Consider the following 16947-nt stretch of genomic DNA (forward strand, 5'->3'; position numbering starts at 1 on the left):
GTACCCACATTGGACCGAGCTATTGGCTGACTGAAAGGAGAACGGGATGAGTCTCACGCCTCCACGGCGGTATTGGCTGACGGGCGCCAGCAACGGCATTGGCGCCGCGCTGGCCGAAGAATTGTTGAGATCCGGTGCGCACCTGGCGGTCAGTGCACGCAAAAGCGCATCCTTGAAGGTGCTCGCACTGCGCTATCCCGGGCAAGTGCTGGTGGTCCCCGGTAACCTGACCAACAGCCAGACCGTGCGCGAAATCGGCGAACAGATCCAGCAGGCGTGGGGCGCGCTGGACAGCGTGATTCTCAACGCCGGCACCTGTGAATACGTCGACCCCCAACCGTTCGACCCATCGATCATCGAACATGTGGTGCGCACCAACCTGCTGGCCTGCAGTTATTGCACTGAAGCCGCCCTGCCCTTGCTACGTGCCGGCACTGCCCCCCATCTGGTGGGCATTGCCAGCTCAGTGACTTACCTGCCGCTGCCTCGGGCAGAAGCCCATGGCACGTCGAAGGCCGGCCTGCGTTACCTGTTTGAATCCTTGCGTATCGAACTGGCACCGGAGGGTATCGCAGTCACTGTGGTCAGCCCCGGCGACGTCGACACCCAGCTGATCGATGCAACGGAGTTCCCGATGCCCCTGAGTTGGCCCGTCGACATGGCGGCGCGGTACATCGTCGGAAAACTTAAACAGCGCCCATTGGAAATCGCCTTCCCGGCCTTGCATATGTCGCAACTGTGGCCACTGTCGAAACCGACTGACCAGGTCAAACTGGTGATCGGCAAACCCATGCTCAGGAGCTCGCCGCCCATCAAGGACTCGCCATGAATGTCGCCGGCCGCAAGGCTGCGGCAAAACGTCCGTCAGAGCGTTCACACAGCCATGGCTCGCTGCCTTACACTGCCTGCCATGAACACCATCCCCCTCACCGAAATCGTCGAGCCGGCGGTCACCTGCTCGACCTGCGCTGCCTGCTGCTGCCAGCTCGAAGTCATGCTGATCACCGACACTGGCGTACCTGACCGGTTTATCGACACTGATGATTGGGGCGGGGAAGTCATGCTGCGCCTGGACGACGGCTGGTGCGCCGCACTCGATCGCGACACGATGATGTGCACCATCTACGAAAAACGCCCGCTGATCTGCCGGGAGTTCGAGATGGGGGCACCGGAGTGCATCGAGGAGCGTCAGGGAATTGCGACGGCGTACCGCTGAGTTTCAGGCCTGATGTGAAATCGGGCGCCATCGCGGGCAAGCTTCGCCCCTGTAGACGCCATGTGCCTTGGGCAAGACGGGTCCGCGACGCTTTGGACGTTACAGCGGCATCGTGTAGTGCAACGAGTAATTCTCGACACCGTCGTTCGGGTGGTTGATGCCGCCATTGGAATAATGGAACGCGCGTATGCCGACCTCATGTCCGCCGGCAAAGCGCAGGCCGAAGCCAAAGCGGTCTTCGAATTGAAAAGACGATCCGAGCTGGTTGTCTTCCACTTCCGTATGAACAAACGCCGCCACGCCAATTCCGGCTTCCAGGTAAGGCTTGATGTTTTCCCCGGAGAATTCATAAACGAATACAGGCGAGAACGACAGACTATGGTTACTCGATGCCTCGTCGCCATCCCAGAAGGTGTAGGCCCCGCTCCAGTAACCGGTCACGCGGCCGATGTCACTCTGCAACCAGCTCTTGTCCCAATCGAATTGCATGCCCAGGCGGTAGACCATGGTCGATTCGCTGGTCTCACCCACTGCGAACTCCACACCCGCCGCTTGCGCACTGTAGCTGTGCCCCAAAAGTGCAGCTGCAATCGCAGCCAGGCAGAACAGTCGCTTCATCAGAAACATCCTTTTCGCGAACATTTTTGTAGTTTTTTGGCCTGATAGTCGCCGCAATAGAATGAAGCCTTCGCGTGAACGTTCGACCCGATTGAATCGCTTCCTGACAACGATCTACAGGCTGAAGCTTCGCACAACCCCGGCGTTATTCCAGAGTATCGGCAAGATATTTCTGAAGTGCTGCGCGCTGCCACTGGTCCAGAACTGCGCAGGGCTTGCAGGCCCGTCGGCCAGCAGTTCGCGTTCGGCCAGCAAGCGCTGGAGTTGCCGGGCCACCGCGGCGCCGGTATCGATCAGGCTGATGTCGGTCGGGATCAGTTGCCTGAGCAACGGCTTGAGAAAGGGGTAATGGGTGCAGCCGAGAATAATGGTGTCGCAGCCGGCCGCCAACAAGGGTTCGAGGTAACCGCCCAGCAGGGAGCGCAATGCCGGGCTGTGCAGATCCCCCGCTTCAATCAAGTCCACCAGGCCAGGGCAAGGTTGAGTAACGACCCGGACATCGGTGGCGAAACGGTCGAGCAAGGCCGCGAACTTGGCACTCTGCAAGGTGCCGGTAGTGGCCAGCACACCGACCACGCCACTGCGGGTCGCCGCCGCTGCCGGCTTGACCGCTGGCTCCATGCCAACGATGGGCCAGTGCGGGTAATCACGGCGTAGATCCGCGACCCCCGCCACGGTGGCCGTGTTGCACGCCACGACGACCGCCTTGGCGCCTTGCGTCACAAAAAAATCGGCCATTACGCTGCAACGCTGGCGAATGAACTCCGGGGTTTTCTCGCCGTAGGGAATGTGCCCGCAATCACCGACGTACAGCAGTGATTCATTGGGCAGCAATCGCTGGATTTCCGCCAGCACCGACAACCCACCGACGCCGGAATCGAATACGCCGATAGGCGCCTCACGCATGCTTGCCCCCACACACACTACAACCCGGATCACGCTTGACCCGCAGTTCGCGGAAGCGGGTGCCCAAGGCATCGATCAACAACAAGCGTCCAACCAGCGGCTCACCGAACCCCACCAGCAGCTTCAGCGCCTCAAGCGCTTGCAGGCTGCCCACCAGTCCCACCAACGGGCCGACCACTCCCGCCTCGCTGCAGGTCAGCTCGGCTTCACTGCCGTGTCCGTACAAACAGTGGTAACACGGGCTGTCGGCACGACGCGGGTCAAACACCGAAAGCTGCCCTTCCAGACGAATGGCCGCGCCACTGACCAGGGGTATGCGGGCCGCCACGCAGGCCGCATTCACCGCCTCACGGGTGGAAAAGTTGTCGGAGCAGTCGAGCACCAGGTCAACCGCCGATACCGCGGCGGCCAGTGAGTCTTCGTCCAGCGCAGCGCGATGGGGGATCAACTGGACCTCGGGGTTGATCGCCTTCAGACGGCCCATCGCCGAGTCGACCTTGCTCAGGCCGACGCTGTCGGTGTCATGAATGATCTGGCGTTGCAGGTTGGTCAGGTCGACCGTGTCGAAGTCCGCCAGATGCAACTGGCCAACCCCGGCCGCCGCCAGGTACAGCGCGACCGGCGCCCCCAGCCCACCGAGGCCGATGATCAGTACACGGCTTTGCTTGAGTCGCAATTGACCGTCGATGTCGACGTGTTGCAACAGAATCTGCCGGCTATAGCGCAACAGCTCCTGATCATTCAGCACGGTAGACGCCCCAGGCTGATACGTTCATGGCCGCCGAGGTCCTTGCGGCTGTGGACCTCTTCAAAGCCCTGGCTCAGCAACAGGTCACGCACGGCGTCGGCTTGATCGTAACCGTGCTCGAGCATCAACCAGCCACCGGCTTCCAGATGCTGCGGTGCCTGGCCAATGATCAAGCGCAAGTCATCAAGGCCATCGGTGCCGGCTACCAGCGCACTGGCCGGTTCAAAACGCACATCCCCTTCCGCCAGGTGCGGGTCGGCAGCGGCGATATAAGGCGGGTTGCTGATGATCAGCGTGTAGCGATGTTCTTTCAACGCGCTGAACCAGTGACTGCTGAGCACACTGACATTATTCAGGTGCAGACGCTGGCGATTGCGCTCGGCCAAAGCCACGGCTTCGAGGACCCGGTCCACGGCAGTGACCTGCCAGACCGGCCGCTCGCTGGCCAGCGCCAGGGCGATCGCGCCACTGCCGGTGCCCAGGTCGAGCACCTTGGCCGGCGTCGCGGGCAACAAGTCCAGCGCGGTTTCCACCAGCAATTCGGTGTCCGGTCGCGGGATCAGCGTGTGCGGTGCCACTTCCAGGTCCAGCTTCCAGAAACCCTGCTGGCCGAGAATGTAGGCCACCGGCTCGCCGGAGCGACGACGCTGCAGGTACTCGGCAAAGACCAGCGCGGCTTCGCTGGGTACGATGCGCTCGGGCCAGGTGTGCAAGAAACTACGGGACTTGCCCAGGGCCGCGGCCAGCAGCAACTCGGCATCCAGACGCGCGGTCGGCGAGTCAGGCAGGTCGGCTGCGCGTAACAAACTGGCAATGATGGTCATTTACTCACCTATCGCTGCCAGTTGGTCAGCCTGATACTCGGCCAGCAACGGCTCGATCACGGCATCAACGCCACCGGCAAGGATTTCATCAAGGGAATACAACGTCAGGTTGACCCGGTGGTCCGTGACCCGGCCTTGGGCAAAATTGTAGGTCCGAATCCGCTCGGAGCGATCACCGGAGCCCACCAGCAACTTGCGCTCGCTGGCAATGGCATTGGCCGCGGCACTGGTTTGCTGATCGTTGAGCTTGGCCGACAGCCAGGACATCGCCCGCGCCCGGTTCTTGTGCTGGGAACGTTCTTCCTGGCATTCGACCACGATGCCCGACGGCAAGTGGGTAATCCGGATGGCCGAGTCGGTCTTGTTCACGTGCTGGCCACCGGCACCGGAGGAACGATACGTGTCGACGCGCAAGTCCGATGGATTGATCTCGATCGCTTCCTGCTCATCAGGCTCCGGCAATACCGCCACGGTGCAGGCCGAGGTGTGGATACGGCCCTGGGACTCAGTGGCCGGAACCCGTTGCACGCGGTGCGCGCCGGATTCGAACTTCAGCTTGCCGTAGACGTTTTCGCCTTCAACGCGGGCGATGACTTCTTTATAGCCACCGTGTTCGCCTTCGTTTTCCGAGAGAATCTCGACCCGCCAGCCACGCCGTTCGGCGTAACGCGAATACATGCGGAACAGGTCGCCGGAGAAGATCGCCGCCTCGTCACCACCGGTGCCGGCGCGAATCTCCAGGAACACATTGCGTCCGTCGTTCGGGTCCTTGGGCAGCAGCATGCGTTGCAGGCTGGCCTCGAGTTCGATCAGTTGCTCCTTGGCTTCGCGGACTTCTTCCACGGCCATTTCGCGCATGTCCGGGTCGCTGTCCTTGAGCAGCGCCTGAGCGCCCTCAAGGTCACCCTGCACTTTGAGCAACTGTTTATAGGTGGCGACAATCGGCTCGACTTCCGCGTACTCCTTGGAGTAGGTACGGAACTTGTTCTGATCGGAAATGACTTCGCCATCGCCGAGCAAGGCAGTCAATTCCTCGAAGCGGTCCTGGAGGATGTCCAGCTTATTGAGCAGTGACGCTTTCATTGCGATTTTTTATCCGAAGAGCTATCCGACGCGCCCTCACCGAGGGCAAAGAGTTCCTGGGCCATGGCCAACGCATCGAGGCGGCCTTCGGCAGTCAGCTTTTTCAACTGCACACTCGGAGCGTGCAGCAGTTTGTTGGTCAGGCCACGAGCCAGTTGCACCAGCACATCCTCGGCACTGCTGCCGTTGGCGAGCATGCGCTGGGCCTTTAGCAGCTCTTCGTCACGCAGGCGTTCGCTCTGTTGACGATAGGCTTTAAGGACATCGACCGCCGCCAGTTCGCGCAGGCGAACCATGAAATCGTCGGCGCCAATGGACACCATCTCTTCCGCCGCCTGGGCTGCACCCTGGCGGCTCTTGAGATTCTCGGCAACCACTTCGTGGAGATCGTCGACGCTATACAGATAGACGTCGTCCAGCTCGCCCACTTCCGGCTCGATATCCCGAGGTACGGCGATATCCACCATGAAAATCGGTTTGTGCTTGCGCAATTTCAAGGCGCTTTCCACCGCGCCCTTGCCCAGAATCGGCAATTGGCTGGCCGTGGAACTGATCACGATATCGCTGCGCACCAGCTCTGCCGGGATGTCCGAGAGCAACACGGCGTGGGCACCAAACTGCTCGGCCAGCAGGCTTGCGCGCTCCAGGGTCCGGTTGGCAACGACGATCCGCTTCACCCCCAGCTCATGCAAATGGCGGGCGACCAGGGTAATGGTCTCGCCGGCGCCGATCAGCAACGCCTGGCTGCGCTGCAGGTCGCTGAAGATCTGTTTGGCCAGGCTGACCGCGGCAAACGCCACGGACACCGGGTTTTCACCGATCGCCGTGTCGGTGCGCACTTGCTTGGCGGCGTTGAAGGTCGCCTGGAACAAACGCCCCAGCAGCGGGCCGATGGTGCCGGCTTCGCGCGCCACGGCATAGGCCGACTTCATCTGGCCGAGAATCTGTGGTTCGCCCAGCACCAGCGAGTCGAGCCCGGAGGCGACCCGCATCATGTGACGAACTGCCGCATCCTCTTCATGCACATAAGCACTCGCGCGAAGCTCATCGAGGCTTAAATGATGGTAATCGGCCAACCAGCGCAGCACCCCATCCGCCGAAAGATGATCCTGTTCTATATAGAGTTCGCTGCGATTGCAGGTGGAGAGGATCGCAGCTTCGCGGCTGTCGGTGAGTCGGCAGAGCTGCTGCAGGGCCTCAACCAGCTGTTCCGGAGTAAACGCCACGCGCTCGCGGACGTCTACGGAAGCAGTCTTGTGGTTAATACCAAGTGCAAGGAAGGCCATTCAAGGTCGCTGATGATGTCGAGAAGCCGACAATTGTCCTACTTCGCCAGACTCAGAACAACCACCGTTGATTATTGTCCTAATGCCTTGTGTCTTTAAAGGCACCCTGTAGGAGCGAGCTTGCTCGCGAAAAACTCAAGGGCATCGCGCTTATTCAGGGTGTCCGCTTCATCGTCGACGACCATCGCGAGCAAGCTCGCTCCTACATAAAGAGATAAAGAGCGCCCCGGTTATGTTTGGCCGAAGGCTTGTGTCATGATGATCCGACCGCAGGTTAGTCGTCCTCTTCCTATATGAATAGATCTTCCGCGTTGCTCCTCGCTTTTGTCTTCCTAAGCGGCTGCCAGGTCTTGGCACCCGTTTCGACGGACGGTACGCCGCCGGTCGAAGGCAGCACTCCAGCCCCTGAAAAGCCCAAGGTCTACGGCTCGTTCAGCGAAGAAACCATCTTCAGCCTGTTGAGTGCCGAACTGGCCGGCCAGCGCAATCGCTACGACATTGCCCTGGACAACTACGTGACCCAGGCCATCAATACCCAGGACCCTGGCATTTCCGAGCGCGCCTTTCGCATCGCCGAGTACCTGGGCGCCGACCAGGCCGCGCTCGACAGCGCACTGATCTGGGCAAAAAACGCCCCGAACGACCTCGAAGCGCAACGCGCCGCCGCCATACAACTGGCGCGCAGTGGGCGTTATGACGACTCCATGGTCTATATGGAGAAAGTCCTGCAAGGCAAGGGCGACACCCATTTCGACTTCCTTGCCCTGTCTGCGGCCGATACGGACCAGGACACCCGCAACGGCCTGATGAAAAGTTTCGACCGTTTGTTGCAGCGCCACCCCAACAACAGTCAGCTGATTTTCGGCAAGGCCTTGCTGCTGCAACAGGACGGTGACTCTCAGGGAGCACTGACCCTGCTGGAAAACCATCCGCCGGAAGAAGGCGAAATAGCGCCGATCCTCCTGCGCGCACGCTTGCTGCAAAGCCTCAATCGTGGCGATGAGTCTCTGCCGCTGTTGAAAAAAACCATACGCAAGTACCCGGACGACAAACGCCTGCGCCTGACCTATGCCCGCCTGCTGGTTGAACAGGACCGCATGGACGACGCGAAAACCGAGTTTTCAAGCCTGGTCCAGCAGTACCCGGAAGACGACGAATTGCGTTACTCCCTGGCCCTCGTTTGCCTGGAAGCCAAGGCCTGGGAAGAAGCCAAGGGCTACCTGGAAGACCTGATTGCCCGGGACAGCCACGTCGACTCCGCGCACCTGAACCTGGGGCGTATCGCCGAAGAGCGCAACGATCCCCAAGGTGCCCTGATCGAGTATGGCCAGGTTGCCCCGGGTGCCGATTACCTGCCGGCCCAGTTGCGCCAGGCCGACATCCTGATGGACAACGGGCGTGCCGCCGAAGCCCAGGCCCGCCTGGCGAAAGAGCGCGATGAAGAACCGGACTATGCGATCCAGCTGTACCTGATCGAAGTCGAGACCCTGTCCGCCAATAAACACGAAGACCGTGCCTGGGCCATCCTCGACAAAGCCTTGAAGCAGTACCCGGATGACCTGAACCTGCTATACACCCGGGCCATGCAGGCGGAAAAACGCAATGACCTGGCGCAGATGGAAAAAGACCTGCGACAGATCATCAAGCGCGACCCGGACAACGCCATGGCACTCAACGCCCTGGGTTATACCCTGTCCGATCGCACGACCCGCTACGCCGAAGCCAAGTCCCTGATCGAAAAAGCCCATCAATTGAGCCCGGAAGACCCGGCGGTTCTCGACAGCCTCGGCTGGGTGAACTTCCGCCTGGGCAATCTCGATGACGCCGAGCGCTATTTGCGCCAGGCTTTGGAACGCTTCCCCGACCAGGAAGTCGCCGCGCATCTGGGCGAAGTCCTGTGGGCCAAGGGCCAACAACGCGAAGCCAGAAAAATCTGGGCCAAGTTCCTCAAGGAACAGCCTGACAGCCCCATCCTGCGCAGCACCATCAAGCGCCTGACCGGATCCGAGACCCTTTAACATCATGTTTTTGCGCCACGTCATCGTTTTCAGCTTCATCGCCCTGCTCGCCGGCTGTGCGGGCTTTGGCGCCCGTGAATCCCTCGAGGGTCAAGGCAACCCCGCGCAATGGCGCGTGCAAAAACAACAGCTGACAGCCCTCGATGGCTGGCAGATCGACGGCAAGATCGGTATTCGCGCCCCGAAAGACTCGGGCAGCGGCACCTTGTTCTGGCTGCAGCGCCAGGACTACTACGATATCCGCCTCTCCGGCCCTCTGGGTCGTGGCGCGGCCCGCCTGACCGGTCGCCCCGGCGACGTCACGCTGGAAGTCGCCAACCAGGGTCGCTACACCGCGCCAAGCCCGGACGCCCTGCTCGAAGAACAGATGGGCTGGAAGTTGCCGGTGTCCAATCTGGCCTGGTGGGTTCGCGGACTCCCGGCACCGAGCAGCAAAAGCCGCTTGTCGCTGGATGCCGACAGCCGCTTGGCCAGCCTCGAGCAAGACGGCTGGAAGGTCGAATACACCGCCTATACACAGCAAAACGGTTACTGGCTGCCCGAGCGAATCAAGCTGCACGGCCGCGACCTCGATGTCACGCTGGTGATCAAGGCCTGGCAACCTCGCAAGTTGGGGCAATGACATGCCTGCACATCGCCTGACGCTGCCTTCGCCGGCAAAACTCAATTTGATGCTGCATATTCTCGGTCGCCGTGAAGACGGTTACCACGAACTGCAGACGTTGTTTCAATTTCTCGACTACGGCGACGAAATCACCTTTGCGGTGCGCGATGACGGCGTCATTCACCTGCACACCGAATTCGAAGGCGTCCCCCATGACAGCAATCTGATCGTCAAGGCCGCCAGGAAAATCCAGGCGCAATCCGGTTGTTCGCTGGGTGTTGATATCTGGATCGAAAAAGTCCTGCCCATGGGCGGTGGAATCGGTGGTGGTAGCTCGAATGCCGCCACCACCCTGCTGGGGCTGAACCATCTCTGGCAACTGGGCTGGGATGAAGATCGCCTGGCCACACTGGGCCTGACGCTGGGCGCGGACGTCCCGGTTTTCGTGCGTGGCCACGCAGCTTTCGCAGAGGGTGTGGGAGAAAAACTCACCCCTGTAGACCCTGCCGAGCCTTGGTATGTCGTGCTTGTACCGCAAGTCTCTGTAAGTACAGCAGAAATTTTTTCAGATCCATTGTTGACACGTAACTCATCTCCCATTAAAGTGCGCCCCGTTCCCAAGGGAAACAGTCGAAATGACTGCTTGCCGGTGGTCACAAGGCGTTATCCAGAAGTACGTAACGCTTTGAATTTGTTAGGTAAATTTACCGAAGCAAAACTCACCGGAACTGGAAGTTGTGTGTTTGGGGGCTTCCCAAGCAAAGCTGAAGCTGATAAAGTCTCGGCCCTTCTTACAGAGACCCTTACAGGGTTTGTAGCAAAAGGAAGCAACGTTTCGATGTTGCATCGCAAGCTACAAGGTCTGCTCTAAAAGGAACCGGGTACTGGGTACTCGTTGCAACAGATACAGGGGCGTCGCCAAGCGGTAAGGCAGCAGGTTTTGATCCTGCCATGCGTTGGTTCGAATCCAGCCGCCCCTGCCATTTTCCTATACTCATCCAGGTATACCCTCAGCCTTCAGGTACTGCGCGTGTCCAAGATGATGGTCTTTACGGGGAACGCTAACCCCGATCTGGCTCGGCGTGTCGTACGTCAGCTGCATATCCCTCTCGGTGACATCTCTGTCGGTAAGTTCTCCGACGGCGAAATTACAGCCGAGATCAATGAAAACGTCCGCGGTAAAGATGTCTTCATTATTCAGCCGACTTGCGCTCCGACCAACGATAACCTGATGGAACTCGTCGTGATGGCTGATGCCTTCCGTCGCTCCTCAGCCACTCGAATCACTGCGGTGATCCCCTACTTTGGTTATGCCCGACAGGATCGCCGTCCGCGTTCCGCACGTGTGGCTATCAGCGCGAAAGTCGTCGCTGACATGCTTACCGTCGTCGGCATCGATCGTGTTCTCACGGTTGATCTGCATGCTGACCAGATCCAGGGCTTCTTCGATATTCCGGTAGATAACATCTACGGCTCCCCTGTATTGGTGGATGACATCGAAGACCAACGCTTCGAAAACCTGATGATCGTGTCCCCGGACATTGGCGGCGTCGTGCGTGCACGTGCCGTTGCCAAGTCCCTGGGCGTGGATCTCGGGATCATCGACAAGCGCCGTGAGAAAGCCAATCACTCTGAAGTGATGCATATCATCGGTGATGTCGAAGGGCGTACCTGTATCCTGGTTGACGACATGGTCGATACCGCCGGCACCCTGTGCCACGCGGCTAAAGCCTTGAAAGAGCATGGCGCCGCCAAGGTCTTTGCCTACTGCACACACCCTGTGCTGTCGGGTCGGGCCATCGAGAACATTGAAAATTCCGTGCTGGACGAGCTGGTGGTGACCAACACCATCCCGCTGTCCGCAGCAGCACAAGCCTGTGCACGTATCCGTCAACTGGATATCGCACCGGTTGTTGCCGAAGCGGTTCGCCGCATCAGCAACGAAGAATCGATCAGCGCGATGTTCCGCTAAGGGCCCTGCCCTTCGGACACATCTCAATGACGAAAAGCGCCCCGCCCCGGCATTCCTGTCGGGGCGGGGCTTTTTTGCCCATATCGCCTTTAGCGCTGGTCGCAAACGCTGGGGCGAATGTGGTTATTTTGGAGATACAACATGAACGATTTTACTCTGAATGCTGAAGCGCGTTCCGACCTGGGGAAAGGTGCGAGCCGCCGCCTGCGTCGTCTCGCAAGCCTGGTTCCAGCTGTAGTTTACGGTGGCGACAAAGCCCCTGAATCCATCAGCATGCTGGCTAAAGAAGTTGCCAAACTGCTCGAAAACGAAGCGGCTTACAGCCACATCATCGAGCTGAACGTTGGTGGCACCAAGCAGAACGTCGTGATCAAAGCCCTGCAACGTCACCCGGCCAAAGGCCACGTGATGCACGCTGACTTCGTACGCGTTGTAGCGGGCCAGAAACTGACCGCTATCGTTCCAGTGCACTTCATCAACGAAGCTGCTCCGGCCAAGAAAGGCGGCGAAATCTCGCACGTTGCTTCGGAAATCGAAGTTTCCTGCCTGCCAAAAGACCTGCCTGAGTTCATCGAAGTCGACCTGGCTGACGCCGAAATCGGTTCGATCATTCACCTGTCCAACATCAAGGCCCCTAAAGGCGTTGAATTTGTTGCTCTGGCTCACGGTAACGACCTGGCTGTTGCCAACGTTCACGCTCCACGTGTTGCTCCAGAAGCTGCAGAAGGCGCTGCAGAGTAATTCACTCTGTACGCCGGAGTGATCAAGTAACATCGCGGACTGGAACGTAGCGAGAAAGCGGGCGGGAACGCGGAGTTTACATCATGGTAAATGAGCACTTTTCGTCCACTTTCGCCGCACACACCTATTGCTGCGATGTTATCCACCACTCCATAGAAGGGCCCCTGACGTGACTGCCATCAAACTGATCGTTGGCCTGGGAAATCCAGGCGCCGAATACGAACAGACCCGGCATAACGCAGGGGCCCTTTTTGTTGAGCGCATCGCGCGCGCACAAGGTGTGAACCTTGTGGCCGATCGCAAATATTTCGGCCTGACCGGACGCTTCTCGCATCAAGGTCAGGATGTTCGCCTGCTGATTCCCACGACCTACATGAACCGTAGCGGCCAGGCCGTAGCGGCGCTTGCCGGTTTCTTCCGCATCAAGCCGGAAGAAATACTCGTGGCGCATGACGAACTCGACCTGCCTCCCGGTGTTGCCAAGCTCAAACAGGGCGGCGGGCATGGCGGTCACAACGGGTTGCGCGACATCATCGCGCAACTGGGCAACCAGAATACCTTCTATCGCTTGCGGCTCGGCATTGGCCACCCAGGCGTTGCCAGTATGGTTTCAAACTTTGTCCTGGGTCGCGCGCCTCGCGCCGAACAGGAAAAACTCGATGCCAGCATCGACTTTGCCCTCGGCGTGCTGCCGGATATCTTCGCCGGTGAATGGAACCGCGCGATGAAAAACCTGCACAGCCAGAAGGCCTGACTCTAACTCCTCGGGGAAACACCATGGGATTCAATTGCGGCATCGTCGGCCTGCCTAACGTCGGCAAGTCCACCCTGTTCAACGCCCTGACCAAATCCGGTATCGCGGCCGAGAACTTCCCCTTCTGCACCATCGAGCCGAACAGCGGTATCGTGCCGATGCCGGATCCACGCCTGGACGCCCTGGCGGCCATCGTCAATCCAAAGCGCATCCTGCCGACCACCATGGAATTCGTCGATATCGCAGGCCTGGTTGCCGGCGCCTCGAAAGGTGAAGGCCTGGGCAACAAGTTCCTGGCCAACATCCGTGAAACCGATGCCATCGCCCACGTGGTCCGCTGCTTCGAAGACGATAACGTGATTCACGTCTCCAACAGCGTCGACCCGAAGCGCGACATCGAGATCATCGAGCTGGAACTGATCTTCGCCGACCTCGACAGCTGCGAGAAGCAACTGCAGAAAGTCACCCGCAACGCCAAGGGCGGTGACAAGGACGCAGTCGTCCAGAAAGGCCTGCTGGAGCAATTGATCGCTCACTTCACCGAAGGCAAGCCAGCGCGCAGCCTGATGAAGAACATGAGCAGCGACGAGAAAGCGGTTATCAAGGGCTTCCACCTGCTGACCACCAAGCCGGTGATGTACATCGCCAACGTTGCCGAAGACGGCTTCGAAAACAACCCGCTGCTCGACGTGGTCATGGCCATTGCCGAAGAAGAAGGCGCGGTCGTGGTTCCGGTATGCAACAAGATCGAAGCGGAAATCGCCGAGCTGGATGACGGTGAAGAGAAAGACATGTTCCTCGAGGCCCTGGGCCTTGAAGAGCCGGGCCTGAACCGCGTGATCCGCGCCGGCTACGAAATGCTCCACCTGCAGACCTACTTCACCGCCGGTGTCGAAGAAGTCCGCGCCTGGACCGTCCGCGTCGGTGCCACCGCACCACAAGCTGCCGGCGTGATCCACACCGACTTCGAAAAAGGCTTCATCCGCGCCGAAGTGATCGCCTACAACGACTTCATCCAGTACAAAGGCGAAGCCGGTACCAAGGAAGCCGGTAAATGGCGCCTGGAAGGCAAGGATTACATCGTCAAAGACGGCGACGTGATGCACTTCCGTTTCAACGTGTAAAACACCCATCCACGAAAAAGCCGCGTTTATTCGCGGCTTTTTTGTACCTGAAAATCCTCCCTGAGAGAGCGAGCCTGTTCGCTCCCTCAGGGATTGGCGTTGTATCAGGCCTTTTTGGTGCGAGGCAGAAAGATCGCCAACAGCCCGAACAACGGCAGGAACGAACACAAGAAGTACACGTATTCGATGCCATGGATGTCTGCAAGGTACCCCAACAGGGCCGCACCGATCCCGCCGAAACCGAACATCAGGCCGAAGAACACCCCGGCAATCATGCCGACATTACCCGGTACCAGTTCCTGGGCGTAGACCACGATGGCCGAGAACGCCGAGGCCAGGATGAAGCCGATCACCACGCTCAGGACGCTGGTCCAGAACAGGTCGACGTGAGGCATGAGCAGGGTGAACGGCGCAACACCAAGGATCGAGAACCAGATCACGGCCTTCCGCCCGATCTTGTCGCCAATCGGCCCACCGAAAAAGGTCCCCGCCGCTACCGCCCCGAGAAACAGGAACAGGTGCAATTGCGAACTGGCCACCGACAGGTCGAATTTCTCAATCAGGTAGAAGGTGAAATAACTGGTCAGGCTGGCCATGTAGAAGTACTTGGAGAACACCAGCAGCCCCAGGACCACCAACGCACTGATCACCCTGCCCTTCGACAGGCCGTGAGTCGCCGCCTGGCCCTGTTTGAGCTTGAACAGGCTCAAGTGATTGGCGTACCAGCGGCTGATGCCATACAGCACCACCAGCGCGAATACCGCGAACAGCCCGAACCAGGCCACATTACCCTGGCCGAACGGAATGATGATCGCCGCCGCCAGCAACGGCCCGAACGCTGAACCGGCGTTGCCACCGACCTGGAAGGTCGACTGCGCCAGACCGAAGCGCCCGCCCGAGGCCAGTCGCGCCACACGGGAAGCTTCCGGGTGAAAGGTCGAGGAGCCGATGCCGATCAGCCCCGCCGCCAGCAGGATCAACGGAAAACTGCCGACCTGAGACATCATCAGAATACCGATCAGGGTGCAGATCATGCCCATTGGCAGCAGATAGGGCTTGGGGTGGCGATCGGTGTAATAACCGACCCACGGCTGCAACAGCGAGGCGGTGAGCTGGAACGTCAAGGTAATCAGGCCGACCTGGGTGAAGGTCAGGCCATAATTGGCCTTGAGCATCGGATAGATCGACGGCAGCACGGACTGAATCAGGTCGTTGATCAAATGCGCCAGCGCCACCGCGCCGATGATGCGCATGACCAAGGGGCTGCTGTGTGAGGTTGCGGACGCGGCTGAAACGGCCGCTTGGGGGGGACTGGTTGCCATGAGAGTTTCCATACAGCGGATGGGAGCGCATTTGCCGGTGCGCCAATGTGCCATTTTTCACGGTAGCAGCGCCATCCCCTTAGCCTGCTAACGACTTTAAATAACGCGCACCTGTAGCAGGGCAAGCGATTACTCGGGACGGATTGGGCACAGCTAAAGCGCAAAACTCATGGTTTTTACGAGGTCGGAGGATAAGCGGTTGAAAGTGTAGAGAAATATTTTAGATTTATGCTTGACACATCGTCGTTCCAAGCCAATAATGCGCGCCACTTGGCTACATAGCTCAGTTGGTTAGAGCATAGCATTCATAATGCTGGGGTCCGGGGTTCAAGTCCCTGTGTAGCCACCAAGTACTAAAAACGGCTTACCGCAAGGTAGGCCGTTTTTTTATGCCCGCAGAAAAGTGCCTGCCCAATGGCCGGCACCGTACATTCGCGGTGCTGGCCATCGACGACTCTCCTAAAGCGTCGGCAAGGCGGACAACGCCTTCTCCCAGATTTGCCGCGTGCGGACCCAGACCATTTCCTGCCAGTCAGGGTCCGCCGGATAAAACTGCTCCAGCAGATCGAGCTTGATCCGATGCCCTGCTGCGTCACACGGGTCGCCGTGCAAGTGCAGCCAGTGATCGTCACGCAGGTGTTCATGCACCGCCTCCCCCGGGTAGGTTCCGCACTCGATGACAAAGGGCATCAAGCGCACCTGCGGCAAGGCATCGAGCAGCGCCTGGGAGGTGTAGCCAGTGGCGCTGGCGGCGATCCCTGTTTCGCTGTGGCTGCGCGCGCCCGTCTGCACGGTGTAGAGCCACGGACCATAGAGGGCCTGCGCCTCCTGCAACGCCGGATAGGCGGCCTGGGTGACGGTCAGCAACATCGGATGCCCATACTCGCCGGCACCGGTATGCAGGTCGAAGCACAGGGCGACTTCGGCCCGGGAAAGATGCGCCGCGATAATCTGGTGCAAGGTGCGATTCGACCAACTCGGTGCCCGCCCGCCGTAAAACAGGCCATCGGGATGGCTGTACTGGCCCCCTTCGACAATCGCCATCACCGCCGGCCAGCCCTGCTCGCCCAGTTGGGCGGCCAGCAAGGCATCGGCACGATCACGCTCCGGCCCCCGCAACGGGTCGAACGCGTAGATCGCGTGCAGCGCCGCATAGGCCCGGTTGTCCGGTAGCAGTGAGTCGAAGTTCAGGTGATTGCGGTTCAGGTCGATGTTGTCTTCGTTGACTCGACGCAGCCATGCGGTGCCCCACGGGTTGATCAAATGGATCATCACCACCGCGACATCGTCCGGCAGCGAGCGCTTGCCCAGCGCCTGGAGCCATTTGCTCTGGCAATCCGAGCCATAGAAGCCTTCCACACCGTGCGTGCCGCTCAAGGCCACCAGAAGGCGTTTGGCACCGGGGTCGCCAAGCACCGCAACGTCAGTGCTCAAGGCCTCACCGAACGGCCCCTTGAGCGGGTGCGGGTACTCGGTCAACCGGGCGCCGGCGGCCGTCGCTGCCGCGAGGAAACGTTCACGCTGGGCACGGTAGCCTGGCTGATCTGGAAACTCGGTCTGCATGTCGGCCTCTTGTTGTTCTGGATGAAGGTCCCGCGTCCTCGACCCTACAGAAAATGCGCCCGCTGATGAAGGACAAAAGCCACCTTCCCTGTTCCAGCGTGCAGCAACCCGGCGTTGCAGCTGACTCTTCACGCCGATACAGTCCCCCCGAATCTTTTATCCAACGGA

At 59.7% G+C, this 16947-nt stretch carries 17 protein-coding genes and 2 tRNA genes; 11 read left to right on the top strand and 8 right to left on the bottom strand.

The window, feature by feature from the left end; genetic code table 11:
- The first annotated feature begins 46 nt into the window (after nucleotides 1-46).
- Together CKW07_RS20120 and CKW07_RS20125 are read left to right on the top strand one after the other, a co-directional pair.
- On the top strand, nucleotides 47-829 hold the full coding sequence (locus CKW07_RS20120; RefSeq protein WP_095146710.1) for an SDR family oxidoreductase: 783 nt from the start codon (nucleotides 47-49) through the stop codon (nucleotides 827-829).
- Nucleotides 830-910: 81 nt separating this feature from the next.
- Entirely contained in the window at nucleotides 911-1216 is a 306-nt protein-coding gene (locus tag CKW07_RS20125) for a YkgJ family cysteine cluster protein (RefSeq protein ID WP_095080050.1), read from the top strand.
- Between the two features lie 99 nt (nucleotides 1217-1315).
- Here the strand turns inward: CKW07_RS20125 and CKW07_RS20130 are convergent, their stop codons facing one another.
- The 6 genes from CKW07_RS20130 to hemA form a co-directional block, all read right to left on the bottom strand.
- Nucleotides 1316-1834, bottom strand: coding sequence for an acyloxyacyl hydrolase (locus tag CKW07_RS20130; protein WP_095146711.1), 519 nt, complete (start codon nucleotides 1832-1834; stop codon nucleotides 1316-1318).
- A gap of 114 nt (nucleotides 1835-1948) precedes the next feature.
- The gene (gene murI, locus CKW07_RS20135) at nucleotides 1949-2740 is read right to left on the bottom strand and encodes a glutamate racemase (RefSeq protein WP_095146712.1); all 792 of its coding nucleotides are present in this window, start codon (nucleotides 2738-2740) and stop codon (nucleotides 1949-1951) included.
- Complete coding sequence (locus CKW07_RS20140) at nucleotides 2733-3488, bottom strand: molybdopterin-synthase adenylyltransferase MoeB (RefSeq protein ID WP_095146713.1); 756 nt, start codon at nucleotides 3486-3488, stop codon at nucleotides 2733-2735. Before CKW07_RS20140 ends, murI begins: the two co-directional genes overlap by 8 nt.
- The gene (prmC, locus tag CKW07_RS20145; protein ID WP_095146714.1) at nucleotides 3482-4312 is read right to left on the bottom strand and encodes a peptide chain release factor N(5)-glutamine methyltransferase; all 831 of its coding nucleotides are present in this window, start codon (nucleotides 4310-4312) and stop codon (nucleotides 3482-3484) included. Before prmC ends, CKW07_RS20140 begins: the two co-directional genes overlap by 7 nt.
- The gene (gene prfA / locus CKW07_RS20150) at nucleotides 4313-5395 is read right to left on the bottom strand and encodes a peptide chain release factor 1 (RefSeq protein ID WP_095146715.1); all 1083 of its coding nucleotides are present in this window, start codon (nucleotides 5393-5395) and stop codon (nucleotides 4313-4315) included.
- On the bottom strand, nucleotides 5392-6681 hold the full coding sequence (hemA, locus tag CKW07_RS20155) for a glutamyl-tRNA reductase (protein WP_095146716.1): 1290 nt from the start codon (nucleotides 6679-6681) through the stop codon (nucleotides 5392-5394). Before hemA ends, prfA begins: the two co-directional genes overlap by 4 nt.
- Nucleotides 6682-6974: 293 nt before the next feature.
- Here hemA and CKW07_RS20160 point away from each other — a divergent pair, with 293 nt between their 5' ends.
- The 8 genes from CKW07_RS20160 to ychF all read left to right on the top strand — a co-directional run bounded on the left by CKW07_RS20160 (nucleotide 6975) and on the right by ychF (nucleotide 13894).
- The gene (locus CKW07_RS20160; protein WP_095146717.1) at nucleotides 6975-8699 is read left to right on the top strand and encodes a tetratricopeptide repeat protein; all 1725 of its coding nucleotides are present in this window, start codon (nucleotides 6975-6977) and stop codon (nucleotides 8697-8699) included.
- A gap of 4 nt (nucleotides 8700-8703) precedes the next feature.
- A complete protein-coding gene (lolB, locus tag CKW07_RS20165; RefSeq protein WP_095146718.1) occupies nucleotides 8704-9321 on the top strand; it encodes a lipoprotein insertase outer membrane protein LolB in 618 nt (205 codons plus the stop codon).
- Between the two features lies 1 nt (nucleotide 9322).
- Entirely contained in the window at nucleotides 9323-10174 is an 852-nt protein-coding gene (ispE, locus tag CKW07_RS20170) for a 4-(cytidine 5'-diphospho)-2-C-methyl-D-erythritol kinase (protein WP_095146719.1), read from the top strand.
- A 37-nt stretch (nucleotides 10175-10211) separates the two neighbouring features.
- Nucleotides 10212-10286, top strand: a tRNA-Gln gene (locus CKW07_RS20175).
- A 47-nt stretch (nucleotides 10287-10333) separates the two neighbouring features.
- The gene (locus tag CKW07_RS20180) at nucleotides 10334-11275 is read left to right on the top strand and encodes a ribose-phosphate pyrophosphokinase (RefSeq protein WP_003171603.1); all 942 of its coding nucleotides are present in this window, start codon (nucleotides 10334-10336) and stop codon (nucleotides 11273-11275) included.
- 141 nt (nucleotides 11276-11416) lie between these two features.
- Nucleotides 11417-12016, top strand: coding sequence for a 50S ribosomal protein L25/general stress protein Ctc (locus CKW07_RS20185; RefSeq protein WP_095146720.1), 600 nt, complete (start codon nucleotides 11417-11419; stop codon nucleotides 12014-12016).
- 169 nt (nucleotides 12017-12185) lie between these two features.
- Nucleotides 12186-12770: an aminoacyl-tRNA hydrolase gene (gene pth / locus CKW07_RS20190; protein ID WP_095146721.1), complete on the top strand. Its 585-nt coding sequence runs from the start codon at nucleotides 12186-12188 to the stop codon at nucleotides 12768-12770.
- Between the two features lie 23 nt (nucleotides 12771-12793).
- A complete protein-coding gene (gene ychF / locus CKW07_RS20195) occupies nucleotides 12794-13894 on the top strand; it encodes a redox-regulated ATPase YchF (protein ID WP_095146722.1) in 1101 nt (366 codons plus the stop codon).
- A gap of 104 nt (nucleotides 13895-13998) precedes the next feature.
- On the opposite strand, the gene CKW07_RS20200 is transcribed toward ychF, so the two are convergent.
- The gene (locus CKW07_RS20200) at nucleotides 13999-15216 is read right to left on the bottom strand and encodes an MFS transporter (protein ID WP_095146723.1); all 1218 of its coding nucleotides are present in this window, start codon (nucleotides 15214-15216) and stop codon (nucleotides 13999-14001) included.
- A gap of 272 nt (nucleotides 15217-15488) precedes the next feature.
- On the opposite strand from CKW07_RS20200, the gene CKW07_RS20205 reads away from it, so the two are divergent.
- Nucleotides 15489-15565, top strand: a tRNA-Met gene (locus CKW07_RS20205).
- A 110-nt stretch (nucleotides 15566-15675) separates the two neighbouring features.
- Here CKW07_RS20205 and CKW07_RS20210 read toward each other — a convergent pair.
- Nucleotides 15676-16779 (bottom strand): DUF2817 domain-containing protein, encoded by a 1104-nt coding sequence (locus CKW07_RS20210; protein WP_095146724.1) that lies wholly within the window; start codon nucleotides 16777-16779, stop codon nucleotides 15676-15678.
- Nucleotides 16780-16947: the final 168 nt, after the last annotated feature.

It is taken from the genome of Pseudomonas sp. Irchel s3b6, from assembly GCF_900187415.1.
GTDB lineage: Bacteria > Pseudomonadota > Gammaproteobacteria > Pseudomonadales > Pseudomonadaceae > Aquipseudomonas.